This window comes from Hymenobacter siberiensis (assembly GCF_018967845.1).
Classification (GTDB): Bacteria; Bacteroidota; Bacteroidia; order Cytophagales; family Hymenobacteraceae; genus Hymenobacter; species Hymenobacter siberiensis.
Map to the genome: position 1 here is coordinate 871,852 of NZ_JAHLZZ010000001.1, position 15,613 is coordinate 887,464.

General features: G+C 63.8%; 10 protein-coding genes, 1 pseudogene and 1 riboswitch. Of the genes and pseudogenes, 4 read left to right on the plus strand and 7 right to left on the minus strand.

What is annotated here, in order from left to right; genetic code table 11:
- Positions 1–34: 34 nt before the first annotated feature.
- On the minus strand, positions 35–4,810 hold the full coding sequence (locus tag KQ661_RS03750) for a beta strand repeat-containing protein (RefSeq protein WP_216685685.1): 4,776 nt from the start codon (positions 4,808–4,810) through the stop codon (positions 35–37).
- Between the two features lie 375 nt (positions 4,811–5,185).
- Between KQ661_RS03750 and KQ661_RS03760 the strand changes: the two are divergent.
- Positions 5,186–5,581: pseudogene (locus KQ661_RS03760) on the plus strand (DUF885 family protein); the annotation flags it as partial.
- Positions 5,582–5,613: 32 nt separating this feature from the next.
- Here the strand turns inward: KQ661_RS03760 and KQ661_RS03765 are convergent.
- Positions 5,614–6,516 (minus strand): S66 peptidase family protein, encoded by a 903-nt coding sequence (locus KQ661_RS03765; RefSeq protein WP_216685688.1) that lies wholly within the window; start codon positions 6,514–6,516, stop codon positions 5,614–5,616.
- A 154-nt stretch (positions 6,517–6,670) separates the two neighbouring features.
- Between KQ661_RS03765 and KQ661_RS03770 the strand changes: the two genes are divergently transcribed.
- Positions 6,671–7,915 (plus strand): alpha/beta hydrolase, encoded by a 1,245-nt coding sequence (locus tag KQ661_RS03770; protein ID WP_216685689.1) that lies wholly within the window; start codon positions 6,671–6,673, stop codon positions 7,913–7,915.
- 104 nt (positions 7,916–8,019) lie between these two features.
- Here KQ661_RS03770 and KQ661_RS03775 read toward each other — a convergent pair whose 3' ends face one another.
- The 5 genes from KQ661_RS03775 to KQ661_RS03795 form a co-directional block, all read right to left on the minus strand.
- Positions 8,020–9,288: a homoserine dehydrogenase gene (locus tag KQ661_RS03775; RefSeq protein WP_216685690.1), complete on the minus strand. Its 1,269-nt coding sequence runs from the start codon at positions 9,286–9,288 to the stop codon at positions 8,020–8,022.
- 146 nt (positions 9,289–9,434) lie between these two features.
- Positions 9,435–10,463 (minus strand): homoserine O-acetyltransferase family protein, encoded by a 1,029-nt coding sequence (locus tag KQ661_RS03780; RefSeq protein WP_216685691.1) that lies wholly within the window; start codon positions 10,461–10,463, stop codon positions 9,435–9,437.
- A 150-nt stretch (positions 10,464–10,613) separates the two neighbouring features.
- Entirely contained in the window at positions 10,614–11,993 is a 1,380-nt protein-coding gene (locus KQ661_RS03785) for an O-acetylhomoserine aminocarboxypropyltransferase/cysteine synthase family protein (protein WP_216685692.1), read from the minus strand.
- A gap of 52 nt (positions 11,994–12,045) precedes the next feature.
- Positions 12,046–12,711 (minus strand): peroxiredoxin-like family protein, encoded by a 666-nt coding sequence (locus KQ661_RS03790; protein ID WP_216685693.1) that lies wholly within the window; start codon positions 12,709–12,711, stop codon positions 12,046–12,048.
- A 361-nt stretch (positions 12,712–13,072) separates the two neighbouring features.
- A riboswitch (SAM riboswitch) is annotated at positions 13,073–13,188 on the minus strand.
- A gap of 200 nt (positions 13,189–13,388) precedes the next feature.
- Positions 13,389–13,670, minus strand: a complete 282-nt coding sequence (locus KQ661_RS03795) for a LysM peptidoglycan-binding domain-containing protein (RefSeq protein ID WP_216679426.1) — start codon at positions 13,668–13,670, stop codon at positions 13,389–13,391.
- 183 nt (positions 13,671–13,853) lie between these two features.
- On the opposite strand from KQ661_RS03795, the gene KQ661_RS03800 reads away from it, so the two are divergent.
- Both KQ661_RS03800 and KQ661_RS03805 read left to right on the plus strand, forming a co-directional pair.
- Positions 13,854–14,273: a hypothetical protein gene (locus KQ661_RS03800; protein WP_216679427.1), complete on the plus strand. Its 420-nt coding sequence runs from the start codon at positions 13,854–13,856 to the stop codon at positions 14,271–14,273.
- Positions 14,274–14,444: 171 nt separating this feature from the next.
- Positions 14,445–15,572 carry an IS4 family transposase gene (locus KQ661_RS03805; RefSeq protein WP_216685694.1) on the plus strand — a complete coding sequence of 376 codons (1,128 nt, stop codon included), beginning with the start codon at positions 14,445–14,447 and terminating at the stop codon, positions 15,570–15,572.
- Positions 15,573–15,613: the final 41 nt, after the last annotated feature.

A 15,613-nucleotide genomic window follows, 5' to 3' on the forward strand; every position in this document is an offset into this window, starting at 1 on the left:
CCGCCCCTTTTTCGTGCCTGTCCGAGCCGCTGCCTTATTCCACCGTCAGGCGCAGGGCTTTGCTGCCGGCGCGCACCACGTACACGCCTGCCGGCAGCCCGGCCGGCAGGGCCAGCGCAGCCGTGCCCGTGGCATCGGCCGTCGCGGTCGTCACGCTGCGGCCCAGCGCGTCGAACATCGTGACCCGCGTGCCGGGTAGTGCGCCCGTGAGCGTAGCCGCGCCGGCGTGGGCCGGGTTGGGATACAGGGCCAGCCCTTCGGCCGCGCCCGTCAGGCTCACTGTGCGCACGGGCGAGTAGCTGAACGTGCCGTCTGTGTCTACCTGCCGCAGGCGGTAGTAGAGCAGGGCCGCGCCGCCGGGCAGCCGGGTGTCGAGCAGCTCGTAGCGGCGCGGGACGCTGCTGCTGCCGGCCGCGGCCACCGTGCCAATGGTACCAAAGGCGGTGCCATCGGCACTGCGCTCCACGTTGAAAGAAGCACTGCTCTTTTCCGAGGCCGTGGCCCAGGCCAGGCGCACGGCAGCGGGGGCGGCCAGGGCGGCGGTGAAGGCCGTCAGCTCCACAGGTAGGGGCAGGGCATTAAGCTGGGCCTGCTGCTGGGCCACCACGTACTGCCAAGGGCCGTAGCGGGCGGCACTGCCCACTCCGCCCGTGCCCGCGGCCGGGCTGCCAACTGCCAGCGCGGCGCTGGCGTATTCGAGGCGTGCCCGCACGCGAGTAGTGTGGCCGGCTTTGCTCACCAACTGTTTAAGTTCGGTGCCGCTCACAGTCAGGTCGGTCCAGGGGCCGCGGCCGGAGTATTGCACCGAGTTGGTGATGGGCGAGGCGTGCAGGAAGCTCTGGCCATTGGCGGCCACTTCCCACACCAGACGGGCGCGCACCCGGCCCAGCACCGAGCGCGTGGTCAGGCCGAGGCCAAACTGGGCGGCCGGCCGGTTGGCCACGGTGAGTGGGGTGCTCAGGTTGGTGTTATAGAGGCGCAAGCTGCCGCCGGGGCGGGCCGCCCCCTGGTTACCCAGGTACAGGTACACTCGCCCATTGCCAGTGGCGGCCGCATTAGTCGTTAATGCGGCTCTATATGCCCCAATGAGGACGTCGGCGTAGCCGTCGCCGTTCACATCGCCCGCTCCAGCTACGCTGTTTCCGAAGAAATCGCTAGTATTCAACATGTTAGGGTTGAGTAGCGTGGCGCTGGCCGTGCTGACCAGCCCGGCCGCGCTGCCCAGGTACAGGTAGGCCCGGCCGTTGTTATTGGCGGCCGCGTTGGTCGAGGCGGCGGCCCCGTAGGCCCCCACGATGACGTCGGCGTAGCCGTCGCCGTTCACGTCGCCCGCCCCGGCCACTCTCACGCCGAAGTAGTCGCCGGTATTGGTCGTGTTCGGGTCAACCAGCACGGCGCTGGCCGTACTGGGCAGCCCGGCCGCGCTGCCCAGGTACAGGTAGGCCCGCCCGTTGCTGGTGGCAACCGCGTTGGTCGTGGTGGCGGCGTTATAGGCCCCGACGATGACGTCGGCGTAGCCGTCGCCGTTCACGTCGCCCGCCCCCGCCACGCTGATGCCGAAGTAGTCGCCGGTATTGGTCGTGTTCGGGTCGAGCAGCGTGGCACTGGCCGTGCTGGGCAGCCCGGCCGCGCTGCCCAGGTACAGGTAGGCCCGCCCGTTGTAGGTGGCGGTCGCGTTGGTCGTGGTGGCGGCCCCGTAGGCCCCAACAATGACGTCGGCATAGCCGTCGCCGTTCACGTCCCCCGCCCCGGCCACGCTGAAGCCGAAGTAGTCGGTGGTGCTGGTTGTGTTCGGGTCAACCAGCACGGCGCTGGGCGTATTGGCCAGTCCGGTGCTGCTGCCCAGGTAGAAGTAGGCCCGCCCGTTGTTGGTGGCGGGCGCGTTGGTCGTGGTGGCGGCCTTATAGGCCCCGACGACGACGTCGGCGTAGCCGTCGCCGTTCACATCGCCCGCCCCGGCCACGCTGATACCGAAATAGTCGCGGGTATTGGTCGTGTTCGGGTTGGTGAGCACAAGGCTGGGGGTGCTGTCCAGCCCGGTGCTGCTGCCCAGGTACAGATAGGCCCGCCCGTTGTACGCAGCGGGCGCGTTGGTCGTGGTAGCGGCGCAATAGGCCCCGACGAGCACATCGGCGTAGCCGTCGCCGTTCACATCGCCCGCCCCGGCCACGCTAATGCCGAAGTAGTCGCCGGTATTGGTCGTGTTCGGGTCGAGCAGCGTGGCACTGGCCGTGCTGACCAGCCCGGCTGCGCTGCCCAGATACAGGTACGCCCGGCCGTTGTAGGTGGCGGCCGCGTTGGTCGTGGTGGCGGCCCCGTAGGCCCCGACAATGACATCGGCGTAGCCGTCGCCGTTCACATCGCCCGCCCCCGCCACGCTGCTGCCGAAGGCATCGCCGGTGCTGGTCGTGTTTGGGTCGTTCCGGAACGTGGTGGGGATAGTCAGCAGCGCATCGGCACTGCCCAGGTACAGGTAGGCCCGACCGTTGTTGGTGATGGCCGCGTTGGTTGTGGTAGCGGCCCCTTGGGCCCCGACAATGACATCGGCGTAGCCGTCGCCGTTCACGTCGCCCGCCCCCGCCACGCTGCTGCCGAAGTAGTCGTTGGTGCTGGTTGTATTCGGGTCAACTAGCACGGCGCTGGGGGTATTACTCAGCCCGGTGCCGCTGCCCAGGTACAAGTACACTCGCCCGTTGCCGGTGGCGGCCGCATTGGGCGCGGTAGCGGCGCAATAGGCCGCGACGAGCACATCGGCGTAGCCGTCGCCGTTCACATCGCCCGCCCCGGCCACGCTAATGCCGAAGTAGTCGCCGGTATTGGTCGTGTTCGGGTCGAGCAGCGTGGCACTGGCCGTGCTGACCAGCCCGGCTGCGCTGCCCAGATACAGGTACGCCCGGCCGTTGTAGGTGGCGGCCGCGTTGGTCGTGGTGGCGGCCCCGTAGGCCCCGACAATGACATCGGCGTAGCCGTCGCCGTTCACATCGCCCGCCCCCGCCACGCTGCTGCCGAAGGCATCGCCGGTGCTGGTCGTGTTCGGGTCGGTGAGCACGGTGCTGGGGGTGTTACTAAGCCCGGCGCTGCTGCCCAGGTACAGGTACACTCGCCCATTGCCAGTGGCGGCCGCATTAGTCGTTAATGCGGCTCTATATGCCCCAATGAGGACGTCGGCGTAGCCGTCGCCGTTCACATCGCCCGCTCCGGCTACGCTGTTGCCGAAGAAGTCGACGGTGCTGGTCGTGTTCGGGTTGAGTATAATGGCGCTGGGCGTGTTACTCAGCCCGGCGCTGCTGCCCAGGTAAAGATATGCCCGCCCATTACCGTTACTGCGGGTATTTTCGAGGGTGGCTGCGTAATAGGCTCCGATAATGACGTCGGCGTAGCCGTCGCCGTTTACGTCGCCCGCCCCCGCCACGCTGCTGCCGAAGTAGTCGACGGTGCTGGTCGTGTTCGGGTTGAGTATAATGGCGCTGGGCGTGTTACTCAGCCCGGCGCTGCTGCCCAGGTAAAGATATGCCCGCCCATTACCGTTACTGCGGGTATTTTCGAGGGTGGCTGCGTAATAGGCTCCGATAATGACGTCGGCGTAGCCGTCGCCGTTCACGTCGCCCGCCCCCGCCACGCTGTAGCCGAAGAAGTCTGTAGCTGTATTGGTGTTCGGGTCGAGCAGCACAGTGCTGGGCGTGGTGCCCAGCCCGGCCGCGCTGCCCAGGTACAAGTAGGCCCGACCGTTGTTGGTGGCGGCCGCGTTGGTTGTGGTAGCGGCCCCTGGGGCCCCGACAATGACATCGGCGTAGCCGTCGCCGTTCACGTCCCCCGCCCCGGCCACGCTGAAGCCGAAGTAGTCGGCGGTGCTGGTTGTATTCGGGTCAACCAGCACGGCACTGGCCGTGCTGGCCAGCGGGTCGATGGTGAGCGGGTAGGCCGCGCCTGTGTCGTCCACTTCCAGGGCCAGGGCCGTGCGTCCGTGCAGTCGCAGCCGGCTGGGCAGCACCCGGCCGGTGGCGTCCCAGGCCCGCAGGTGGTCGTAGCGCAGCACGGCTGCCCCGCCCCCGGCTGGCACAAAGGCCAGCGCCTGCCCGTCGGCCTGCGCCACCGGGCGCAGGCCGGTGGTAGTCAAGGCCAGCTCGACCCGCACCGGGCCGCCGGCGCCGGCCGGGCGCTGGGCCAGGTAGTAGTTCTGGCGCACCCCGGCTGGGGTGTTGGTGTATTCCAGGGCGAAGGCCGCCCCGTGCTGGTAGCGCACGCTCGTGTCGGTGGCGGCGGCCACGGTGGGCACGGCGGCCGGGCGCAGGGCCAGGTGACCCGCCCGCCCAATGCCGCGCAGCGTGAGGCCCACCTGCCAGGCCGGTCGGCCAGCGGCCCGGGGCGCGGCAGGCCGCTGGTCGGGCCGGGACCGGGCGGGCAGCGGCACGGCGGCGGCCAAGGTGTAGGTGGCCGGGGCCAGGCGGGCGCTCAGGCGCTGGGTGGCGTTGCCGGCCACCCGCGCCGTGGGCGCGTCGGCGGCCGCATCGAGGAAGTAGGAGCGGCGGCGCAAGTCGGCCCAGATGTTGGCCATGCCCCGGGCCGAGGTATCGGCCGGCATAGGGGCCTGGGTACGGGGCGCGGGCGCTACGCCCAGGGGGCGTACTCGCAAGGCCGTCGGAGCGTAGGGCAGGCAGTGGGCCAGTGGGGCCACCGGCTGCGGCCTGGCTACCAGCGCGGGCGTGGTGGTGCAGGCGGCCAGCAGCAGTGGCAGGGCCAGCAAACAGCCCGCCAGGGCCATGCGGGTGGTGTGGGCCGCGCGCGCGGCCAAAGCGTAGAGGTATTGCATGCAATCAGCGGGAGCGCCACGTCCGGGGGTGAGGCCAAGACGAAAGCGGGTAGCGCTGAGAGCCCAGTATTAAATTAAAATAAACTACTTAATGTAAAGATAGAGCATTACTTATGGCTCAGCTTAAACACCGGACAAAGCTTCTAAAGGCTGTTTCTTTATTAGCTCCGCTAATAACTGATTGCCAACACTTTACTCGGCATAAGATGTGGCTTGCCTGGCGCAAAAAAAGCCGCCGTTCCGGTGGGGGCGGTCGCTATGGCATTGGGTGAGCGATGTAGAGACGCCAGCTATTGCGTCTCTACATCGGCCGTGCACTACTTGCCGCTCAGCGCCCTCACCTTCTACTCGGGCAATGCCTAGGGCTGGGGCTGCTACGTGGAGTACCTGGGCAAAGACCTGGGCCTGCACCGTGAGTCCGAAGCCGAGCCGGGCAAGTGGGAGTGGGACCTGGTGCGCTCGGCCCGCGTGGTGCTCGATATGGGCATTCACGACCGGGGCTGAACGCCCGCGCCTACATAGGCCGCCAACGTGCCGGGCCAGGACGACATCACGGAGCGCGGAATCACCCGCGTTACTACCTGGCCGGGCCAGTGCCTGAGCTACAAAGTGGGCACCGACCGCAGCGAGCAAATGAAGGCCCGCCTGGCGCGCCAGCCCGGTTTCTACCTGCGCCGCTTCCACGCCGCTTACCTGGCCCTCTTGGGCCTGCCGCTGGAAGTGGTGGCGCGCCACATCGCGGCCGTGTACGCCGCCCAGGGCAAGGAATGAAGTAGCGCGAACTTTCCAGTTCGCGCTACGGCCTACGCCAGCCGGCTGCCGGCCGCCGTCACCGTGAGGGTCACTTCCTGCCCCACCACCAGCGCTAGGTTGTTGGCCTCGTGGCCCACCGGGAAGCCGTAGCCCACCGGGAAGTCGTAGAGGCGGGCATAGGAATTGATGATTTCGAGGGCCGTGCTGCCGAAGGGCACGGTATTGTCGCGCATGGCCGAAAAGTGGCCCACCACCAGCCCGGCCAACCCGGCCAGCTGCCCGCTGCGGTGCAGGTGCAGCAGCATCCGGTCGATGTGGTAGAGGTACTCGTCGAGGTCTTCCAGAAACAGGATGCGGCCCGCAAAGCCGGCCTGCGAGGCCGTGCCCGTGATGGTTTGCAGGAGGCTCAGGTTGCCGCCCACCAGCGCGCCGGTAGCAGTGCCGGGCCAGTTGAGGGCATGCGGAGCCACTTCGATGGGCTGAAAGGCTTCGCCGAACAACGCCCGTCGCAGGGTTTCCAGTGCCAGCTCGCCGCCGGCCTGATGGAACAGCACCGGCATTACGCCGTGGATGCTGGCGTAGCCCAGGGCCAGCAGGTGGGAGTTGAGCACCGTGATATCGGAGAAGCCCGCCACCCACTTGGGGTGGGCACGAAAGCCGGCGAAGTCCAGCCCGTCCACGATGCGGGCCGTGCCGTAGCCGCCCCGGGCGCACAGAATGGCCCGGATGGCCGGGTCGTCGAGCTGCTGCTGAAAATCACGGCGGCGCAGGTCGTCGTCGCCGGCAAACTGGTGGTGGTTGCCGCCAACGCTTTCGCCCAGCACCACCTTCAGTCCCCAGCTTTTCAGGGTGGCAATGGCGGGGGCTAGCTCAGCGGCCGAGATTTTGCGAGCCGGACTCACAATGGCGACGCGCTGACCGGCGCGCAGGGCGGGAGGGATGGAAATGGACATGACGGAGCGGGATTAAGCAGCCACAAATAACGCAGGCTGTATCTTCGGAACCAGCGCGGCCCCACCCGGCCACCCCAACGCCGGCTCGCCTGCCGGCGTTGATGCCCAAACCGGCCGCCGCTGTATTATCCGGCTACTATTTTCTCTTTTTGTGATGAAAATACTTTTTCTCTTCCTTGCCACCCTGCTGTTCACGGCCGCCCAGGCGGCCAGTGCCCAGGGCGTTATCGACACCACCGGCGGGCGCTACTACCGGCCGCTGTTCCCCAACGTGACCGTGGCTTCGGGCGTGGCCTTTGGCGCGGCCGTAAACTCGGTAGGTACCAACCAGGCGCTGCTTATGGATATTTACCAGCCCACCGGCGATGCGCTGGCCCGGCGGCCGGTTATCATCTTCGCCCACCAGGGCGGCTTCGTGACGGGCCTGCGCACCGATGCCTACATGGTAGACGTGTGCACAAAGTTTGCCCGCCTGGGCTACGTCACGGCCAGCATCGACTACCGGCTGCTGGACTTCAGCATCGTTCTCGGCGGTGGTTTCGATACCGTGAACATTGCCAAATCGGCCATTCGGGGGATGCAGGATTTGCGCGCCGCTGTGCGCTTCTTCCGCAAAGACGCGGCTACTGCCAACGCCTACCGCGTCAATCCCGGCTACATCATCGTGGGCGGCTCGTCGGCTGGGGCGTTTGCCGCGCTCGAAGTCGGTTACCTTGATAAAGCCCCCGAAGTGCCTGCTTACGTGGGTATTGTCGCCCTGGGCGGCGTGGAGGGCGTGAGCGGCAACCCAGGCTACAGCAGTCTGCCCCAGGCCGTGCTCAACCTGAGCGGAGCCACCGAAAGCCCCAATTACATCGAGGCCGGCAACGCGCCGCTGTGCAGCGTGCACGGCACCGCCGATGGCACCGTGCCCTACCTGCAAGGCCGGGTGGGCTCGTTCCTGCCGCCCAAGTACGTGTATGGCAGCGGCCGGCTCAATCCCCGCGCCACCGCCCTGGGCATTCGTAACACGCTGCGCACCTTGCGCGGTGCGGGCCACATTCCCTTCGAGACTAATGCGGCCTACGCCGACACGACCTTCCGCACCATCCGCGATTTTCTGCGGCCCGTGCTGGCCCTGCCCGGCCTGGTGGTGACGGCCGCCCAGGCCCCGGCCGCGCCCGCGCCCGCGCCCGCCGCCCAAGCCTACCCCAACCCCGCCGCCGACGCCATCCGCATCCTGCTGCCCGCCGCCTGGGCCAATATTGCCGAGGCTCAGCTGCTCGATGCCGCCGGGCGCGTGGTGCGTACCATCAGCCCCACCACCCCCACGCTGGACGTGCTACGGGGCACCCTCAAGGCCGGCATCTACCTGCTGAAATTCCCTGGCCAGGCGCCGGTTCGCATCGAGTTTCGCTGATTAACTCAAACCGCTTTGCGGCTAACAGGATTTATTAATTTATTGATAAACAAATAGATATGAAATATTCCTGACATTTCGTGGCTATTTGGTGTTTGGGAGAATTATGCCCCGGCCGTTGCCTCGGTGCGGGCCTGCACCGTTTGCACTGCCCCGCTCAGCGGCCGCACTGCGCCCCGCCGCGCCACGAACAGACCATTGGTCCTCAGCTCCTGGCGCCAGGCCCACAGCTGCTGGAGGGCTACCGGGCCGGTGGCATAAGGTCCGTTCGCGTCAGTTTGTAGGGCGGTGGCGGGCAGCTCCAGCCAGGTCAGCACCTCGCGCAGCACACCCACGTCGGCGTGGCGCAGGTAGGTATCTATTTCCAAGGCGTGGGTCAGCTGCGTTTCTGGGGCATCGGCCCGCTTGGCATAGCCGTAGCGGTAGCCGCGCCGCAGGGCCAGCACATCGGCCAGCACCGCCGAGCCGGTGGGATGCCCGCCCGCGCCGCGCCCGCGCAGAAACTGCGGGCCGGCGTATTCGGCGTCAATCACCACCCCATTAAACTCGCGCTCGACAGTAAATAACGGCGACTCCGGCCCCAGCAGCTGCGGCGTAACCAGCGCCGTGATGCGGCCACCCGGCAGGCGCTGCACGGCCGCTACTACTTTGATTTTCTGCCCCTGCGCCGCCGCGAAAGCAATATCCGCCGCGCTGATTCCTTCGATGCCCAAATTCACTACCTCCTCAGCTTCCAGAAAAACCCCATAGGCGTGGGCCGCCAGAATCACGGCCTTCGAGCGCGGGTCAAACGCGCCCATGTCCAGCGACGGGTCGGTTTCGGCGAAGCCTTTGGCCTGGGCCTCGGCCAGGGCTGTTGCGTAGTCAGTGCCTTCCTCGCTCATACGCGTCAGCACGTAGTTCGACGAGCCGTTGAAGATGCCCTGCACCGCCCGCAGCGGCTCGTGGCTGAAGTAGCCATCCAGCGTGCGAATGATGGGAATGCTGCCGCACACGGCCGCTTCGTACAGTAACGTGCCACCGAAATCCAGCTCCAGCTGCACCAGCTCGGGCAGGTGCCGGGCCAGCATGGCCTTGTTGGCCGTGGCCACGCGGCGGCCCTGGCGCAGGGCCGCGCTCACCAGCCGGAAAGCCTCGGCCGGGTCGTCGATGACTTCTACCAGCACGTCCAGCGTCGGGTCGGCCAGCAAGTCATCCGCTCGAAAGCTGAAGTGCCCGGCGGACAGCGTACGGGGCTTATCGGGGTTTTTCACGGCAATGCGGGCAATGGTCAGTCCCAGTTCCGGCTGCCGCTGCACGATGTCATAAAAGCCCTGTCCTACGCAGCCAAAGCCAATCAGGCCAATGCGCAGGGGTTGTTTCTCAACGTCCATTCTCAAAGGGAAAAAAATGCGTCATGCCGAGCGCCGCCGAGGCATCTCGCGTGTGGTAGCAATCCAATCATAAGAAAAGAATTGCTGCTGCACGCGAGATGCTTCGGCGGCGCTCAGCATGACGTTCTGATTGTTTTTGGAATTAGTTAATGCACGAACGTAGGCGCGTAAAACAGCTCCAGAAAGTGCGTGATGGCCGCCGTTTCCAGCAAAAAGCCGTCGTGGCCGTAGCGCGAGTCCAGCTCGGCATACATGGCCCCCGGAATGTGCGCCGCCAGCTCGCGCTGCTCGCTCAGCGGGAACAGCACATCCGACGTAATGCCCAGTACCAGCGTGCGCGCCCCAATGCGGGCCAGCGCCGCCGGCACCCCGCCCCGGTGGCGGCCGAGGTTATGGGTGTCCATGCTCCGGCTCAACGACACGTAGCTATAAGCGTCGAAGCGCGACACCAGCTTGTCGCCCTGGTAGCGCTGATAGGCGCTGGCGCGGTGCTGGCGTAGCAGCGCGTCGTTGTCGGGGTCGGTCTGGGTTTCGGCGTAGGCCTCGTAGCTGCGGTAGCTGAGCAGGGCCATGGCGCGGGCGGCGCGCAGGCCATCGTCGCCCCCGCCGGGCTGGCCGGCGGCATAGGTCGGGTCGGCCTCAATGGCCAGCCGCTGGGCCTCGTTAAAAGCAATTCCCCAGGCCGAATGCCGGGCGTTGGTAGCGATGACAATCAGATGGTCGAACAAATCGGGGCGCAGCACGGCCCATTCCAGCGCCTGCTGCCCACCCAAAGAGCCGCCAATCAGTGTGTTGATATCCGCCAGGTCCAGCTCCTCCCGCAGTGCCTCGTGCGCCGCCACCAGGTCCCGGATGCTGAGCAGCGGGAAGTGCTGGAAGCGCGCCCGGCCGGTGGCCGGGTCGGCATCGAGCGGGCCGGTAGTGCCGTAGCATGAGCCCAACACGTTGGCACACAAGATAAACCACTCCGAAGGGTCGTAGTGGCAGCCCGGCCCTACCAGGCCCGGCCACCAAGCCAGCACGTCGGCATTGGCCGTGAGGGCGTGGCACACCCACACCACATTGTCGCGTTCTTCGTTGAGTTGGCCCCAGGTCTGGTAGGATACATGCGCCCCGGTCAGGGTTTCGCCGCTTTCCAGCTTAAGGTCAGGGAGTTCAAATAGTTGGGTTGGCATAATTCAATTAAATAGCACAGCTTTAGAACCAGCGAATCGGCCCGGAACAATAGTTTCTCACTCCCATTTCTCCTCCCATCACGGAAGAGGCCCGGGCCGATGCACCAATTCTTTTTTAGTAGTTAAGCGTTAACCACTAACCACTAACCACTATACTTCCAGCGGCTGGGCGTGCTCCAGCTCGGGCTCGCCCACTTCCTGACCTTCCGTCGGCAGGCTGGCCGTGTTGCCGATGGCATCGAAAGCCGCCTGCAAATCAGCCTTGATGTCGTCGAAATGCTCAATACCCACCGACAGGCGCAGCGAGGTCGGCGTCACGCCGGCGGCCAGCTGCTCGGCTTCGCTCATTTGCTGGTGCGTGGTGGCCGAGGGCTGGATTATGAGCGTCTTGGCATCGCCCACGTTGGCCAGGTGGCTGATGAGCTTGAGGCTGTCGATGAATTGCATAGCGTTTTCCTTGGTGCCCTTCACCCGGAACGAGAGCACGCCGCCAAAGCCACGCTTCAGGTATTTCTGGGCAATAGCGTGGTAGGGGCTGCTGGCCAGGCCGGGGTAGTTCACGCTTTCCACCTGCGGGTGTTGCTCCAGCCAGTTGGCTACGCGTAGGGCATTCTCCACGGTGCGGTCCACGCGCAGGCTCAGGGTTTCGAGACCAATGAGCAGCTGCCAGGAGTTGAATGGGCTGATGGCCGGGCCAAAATCACGCAGCCCTTCTACCCGCGCCCGGATGATGAAGGCGATGTTGCCAAACGGGCTGTTTTTACCAAATACGTCGTTGAATATCAGGCCGTGGTAGCCTTCGCTGGGCTCGGTAAACTGCGGGAATTTGCCGTTGCCGAAGTCGTATTTGCCGCTGTCCACAATCACGCCGCCCACGCTGGTGCCGTGCCCGCCAATCCACTTCGTGGCCGACTCCACCACAATGTGCGCGCCGTGCTCCAGGGGCCGGAACAGGTAGCCGCCCGCGCCAAAGGTGTTGTCCACAATCAGCGGTAAGTCATGCTTTTTGGCAATGGCCGCGATGGCCTCAAAATCCGGAATGCTGAAGCTGGGATTGCCAATGGTTTCGAGGTAAATGGCCTTGGTCTTCTCGTCGATGTGCTCCTCAAACGAAGCTGGGTTGTCGCCATCTGCGAAGCGGGCCTCAATGCCCAGGCGCTTGAAGGCCACCTTGAACTGGTTGTAGGTGCCGCCGTAGAGGTAGGCCGTGCTCACAAAGTTGTCGCCGGCTTGCAGGATGTTGTTCAGGGCAATGAACTGGGCCGCCTGCCCCGAGCCCGTGGCCAGGGCGGCAATGCCGCCTTCCAGCGCCGCCACGCGCTGCTCGAACACGTCGGTGGTGGGGTTCATCAGGCGGGTGTAAATGTTGCCAAACTCCTTCAGCGCAAACAAGTTAGCGCCATGCTCAGCGTTTTTGAAAACGTAGCTGGTGGTTTGGTACAGGGGCACGGCGCGGGCACCGGTGGTGGGGTCGGGCTGCTGGCCGGCGTGAAGCTGGAGGGTTTCGAAGTGTTGGGGCTGAACGGACATAATACTGAGGTTTTAAGCGTGAAGCGTTGAATATTTCAGGTTTTAATCAGGGCTATAGCTGGGCCAGCGCATCGAGCAGCACGGCCGGGTCGGGACGTTCCTTGAAGTTGGCCTCGGTGGCGGCCCACGCAATACTGCCGTCCTGGGCAATAATAAAGGTGCCCGTCAGAGGCAATTCGCCACTGTCGTCGCCGTTGAACACGGCCAGGTCGATGCCCACGCCGTGCAGGGTGTGGTACACGGCATCGCCTACTTGGTAGGCCAGTCCGTATTGCTTGGCCACCGTATTGCCAGCATCGCTGAGCACCGGGAATTGCAGGTTTTTTTCCTCCGCCGTGAGGCTGGTCAGGTCCGGCGTTTGGGGCGAAATGGCCACCAGTGTGGCGTTATTCGCGGTAAAGTGGGCCAACGCCTGGTTGTAGGCCCGCAGCTGCACGTTGCAATATGGGCACCAGTTGCCCCGGTAAAACACCAGCACCACCGGCCCAATTGCCCGCAGGCTGGCGAGCGAAACCGGCTGCCCATTGGCGTCGGGGAGGGTGAAATCGGGCGCAACCTGGCCGGTGCGGAGGCTGTGCTGAGCCAGACCAGCCGCGTGTACGGCTGCAATGCCGGCATCAATGGTTTGGCTGGCGGTAGCGGGCAGCACATTGGCCAGGTGTTGGGCAGTAGCAGCCAGTTCGGGCTGAATGGACGCAGGAGCGATGAGCGTAGGCATACGAAGTGGAATGAAAAAAAGGGATTTCTTCGTTAGGACCTGGCCGCTAGGGTCAATTTGCCTGGTTCGGTACGCAGCGAGCCGGCGGTAAGCAGGGCCGTTTTAGCCAATCAGCCGGCGTAGCCAATTGGCACGCCCGGACGCTACGGCATTCCCACGAAGAAGAAAAGGAGAGGGGGCTAAGCCGAAATCAGCTTAGCAACAACACGGGCAACAACAACACATTCGCATTCGGGCGAGGCTGGCGACCTGATTGTGGCCGCAAGGGGCCGAAATAGCAAAACCCGAAACCATGGTGCGCAAAGCAGCCGGAGCATTCGGGTTGAAAAAAGCGGAACGAGAAGAATTTTCCATGGCACTCGAATCATCTGCCCCATCGTGGCCGAGGCCGCTAGTGGGTAGGAATTGGCACCTTTCGTTGAGCGAAGGTTGCCAGTGGGTCACGGAGCCTAGTCTCTCGCCACTTCTGTATAAAACTTGAAAACTGCCCACCGTTAGCGGGGAGTACCTGTTTGGTATCGGCAAATGTACGAGAGAATTTTTGGGATGAGCAAGTATTCCCTCGAAAATATTTTTTAGAGGCAGATGATTTTGGCCTCTCGGCCTACCCATCCAGACGCAAAAAAGCCACCCTGAAACAGAGTGGCTTTTCTCACCTTTTTTCTGCAAAAAAGTACCTAGAGACTAGGTAGGGTCAACACCTGACCGATTTCAATCAGGTCGGGGTTGTTGCCGATGAGCGCCTTGTTGGCGTCGTATATCTGGTGCCACTTAGCGGCGTCGCCGTAGTGGTGCTTTGCAATTTTAGAAAGAGAGTCGCCGCTTACTACGGTATACGTATCGCCGGTAGCATCCGGTTTGGCATTGCCAAAAAAATCGGTGCCGCCAGCCGCTGGCTTAGCCGCGGGCTCTACGGGCTTCTGGTCGCCTTTGTCGCTGATGAAATCGAAGAGTCCCATGGTTTCGGTGATTAAATGGAGAGATAGATTCTGCCGGAAACGCTTGCAGGCGGGCCGACGGGGTTGCTATACGGGCAAGCTTAGGCGGGGTTACGCCCTAAACTCTTTTGCGTCTGCGTCGTAAGTCGACGAGTCCGCACCTTGCGCGTCATCTTCATTCTTTCACCATTACCCTTTGTGCACATGAAACTTCAGTCTCTTTTTTCGCTCCGTTACTTCGCCAGCCTGTTGCTGCTTGTGTCGCTCTTTGCCGCTTCCTGCAGCAACGACAAGGGCAAGGTGGAAGGCGTGAACATGCTGTACGGCACCGATAGCAAGGTGTGGAAAACCGCCAAGGAAACCGACACCAGCGGCGACAAAGTGAAGCAAACCGATGCTCAAAAACAGGAAGAGCTGCGCATTTTCGCCAACGGCACCTACAACATGACCGGTGCCAGCGGTGCCGTGTCGGGCAAATACACGTTCGACCAGGCCGGCAAAACCATCACCATGACCCCCGACGGTGCTACCACCAGCAACACCTTCGCTGTGGAAACCCTCACCGACAAGAAACTCACCCTGAAGTCGGCCGACGGTGCCGCGCTGATGCTGGAAAAGGAGTAGATTACTCTGGATTCAACCCAACGAAAAGCCTCGAACCAGACTGGTTCGGGGCTTTTTTTATGATGAAGCTGTTTAGAAAGTCCCTACTCTACCCTACTAAAAGTCAGGCAAGGCAAAAAAACGGGGCGGCCCGACCTTTGAGGTTCCTACACGCTCAACTCGTTCCGCCCCATGAAGCAACGCCTCATCGCCAAAATTACGACCGTTTTACAACACCTGCCGGTGGTGCGCAACCTGGCTCGCCAAAAGTTTGTGAGCCAGTTCATTATCGCGCTGATAAAAAGCCGTAACGTCCAATTCTGCGAGGTGGCCCAGCACTTGAACGATGCCGTCAAGTTGGCCTCGAACGAAACCCGGATTCAGGATTTTTTCCGCGAAACGGACCTGAACTATCTGGTGCTGGCGCAGTTAGTGCTGGGCCTGCTGCCGGCCCAGGGCAAGCTGCGCCTGTGCCTGGACCGCACGGAGTGGGATTTCGGCCAGTGCCAGGTCAATATCCTGCTCGTGACCGTGGGTCAGGGCGCGTTTCACGTGCCCCTCTACTGGGAACTGCTCGACAACCGCAGCGGCAATTCCAACGCGGCTGACCGCATCGCCCTGCTCCGGGTCTGCGTCCAGGTGCTGGGCAAAGACCGGATTGGCCTGGTGCTGGGCGACCGCGAATTCGTGGGCCATGCCTGGTTCAAATGGCTCAAGGACAACGGACTGCCTTTTGTTATGCGTCTACCCCGGCACCATCTGCTCACTCACCCGAGTGGCCGCCGGCAAGCCATTACGGACCTGGGCCTGGCCGTCGGACAGACCCGGCGCTTCGCCCAGTGCCAGGTCGACGGGGTCTGGGGACAGGTCTGGGGACAGGTCTGGGTCAAGGCCTTGACGGACGGGGATTTCCTCTTTCTTTTTGGCAACGTGGGCCTGCCGTACATGGGGCAGCTCTACGCCAAGCGCTGGACCATCGAGCAGTGCTTTCAGAACCTCAAAGGTCGGGGCTTCAACCTGGAGGCCAGTCACTTGCGCTGCCACCTGAAGTTGCGCAAGCTCGTGGCCCTGGTCAGTCTGGCGTACGCCTTTTGCCTGGGCGTGGGCACGGTAGCCGACCGGAAAAGCCAGCCCATCGGCCGCAAAAACCACGGCTACCGAGCCATGAGCCTTAGCCGACACGGCTTAAATATCCTGCGCCAGCTCAGCCGCCCCGGTACCGGGGCGGCTGAGAAGCTCGCCCGAATGGTGGAAACAGTATTGCGCTGGTTTTGCTGGCAAATTACTCGATATCAATTCACTAGAAAAATAGTAGGGTAGAGTAGAAAGTCCCCGAACGGTCATGCAGAGCGCAGCGAAGC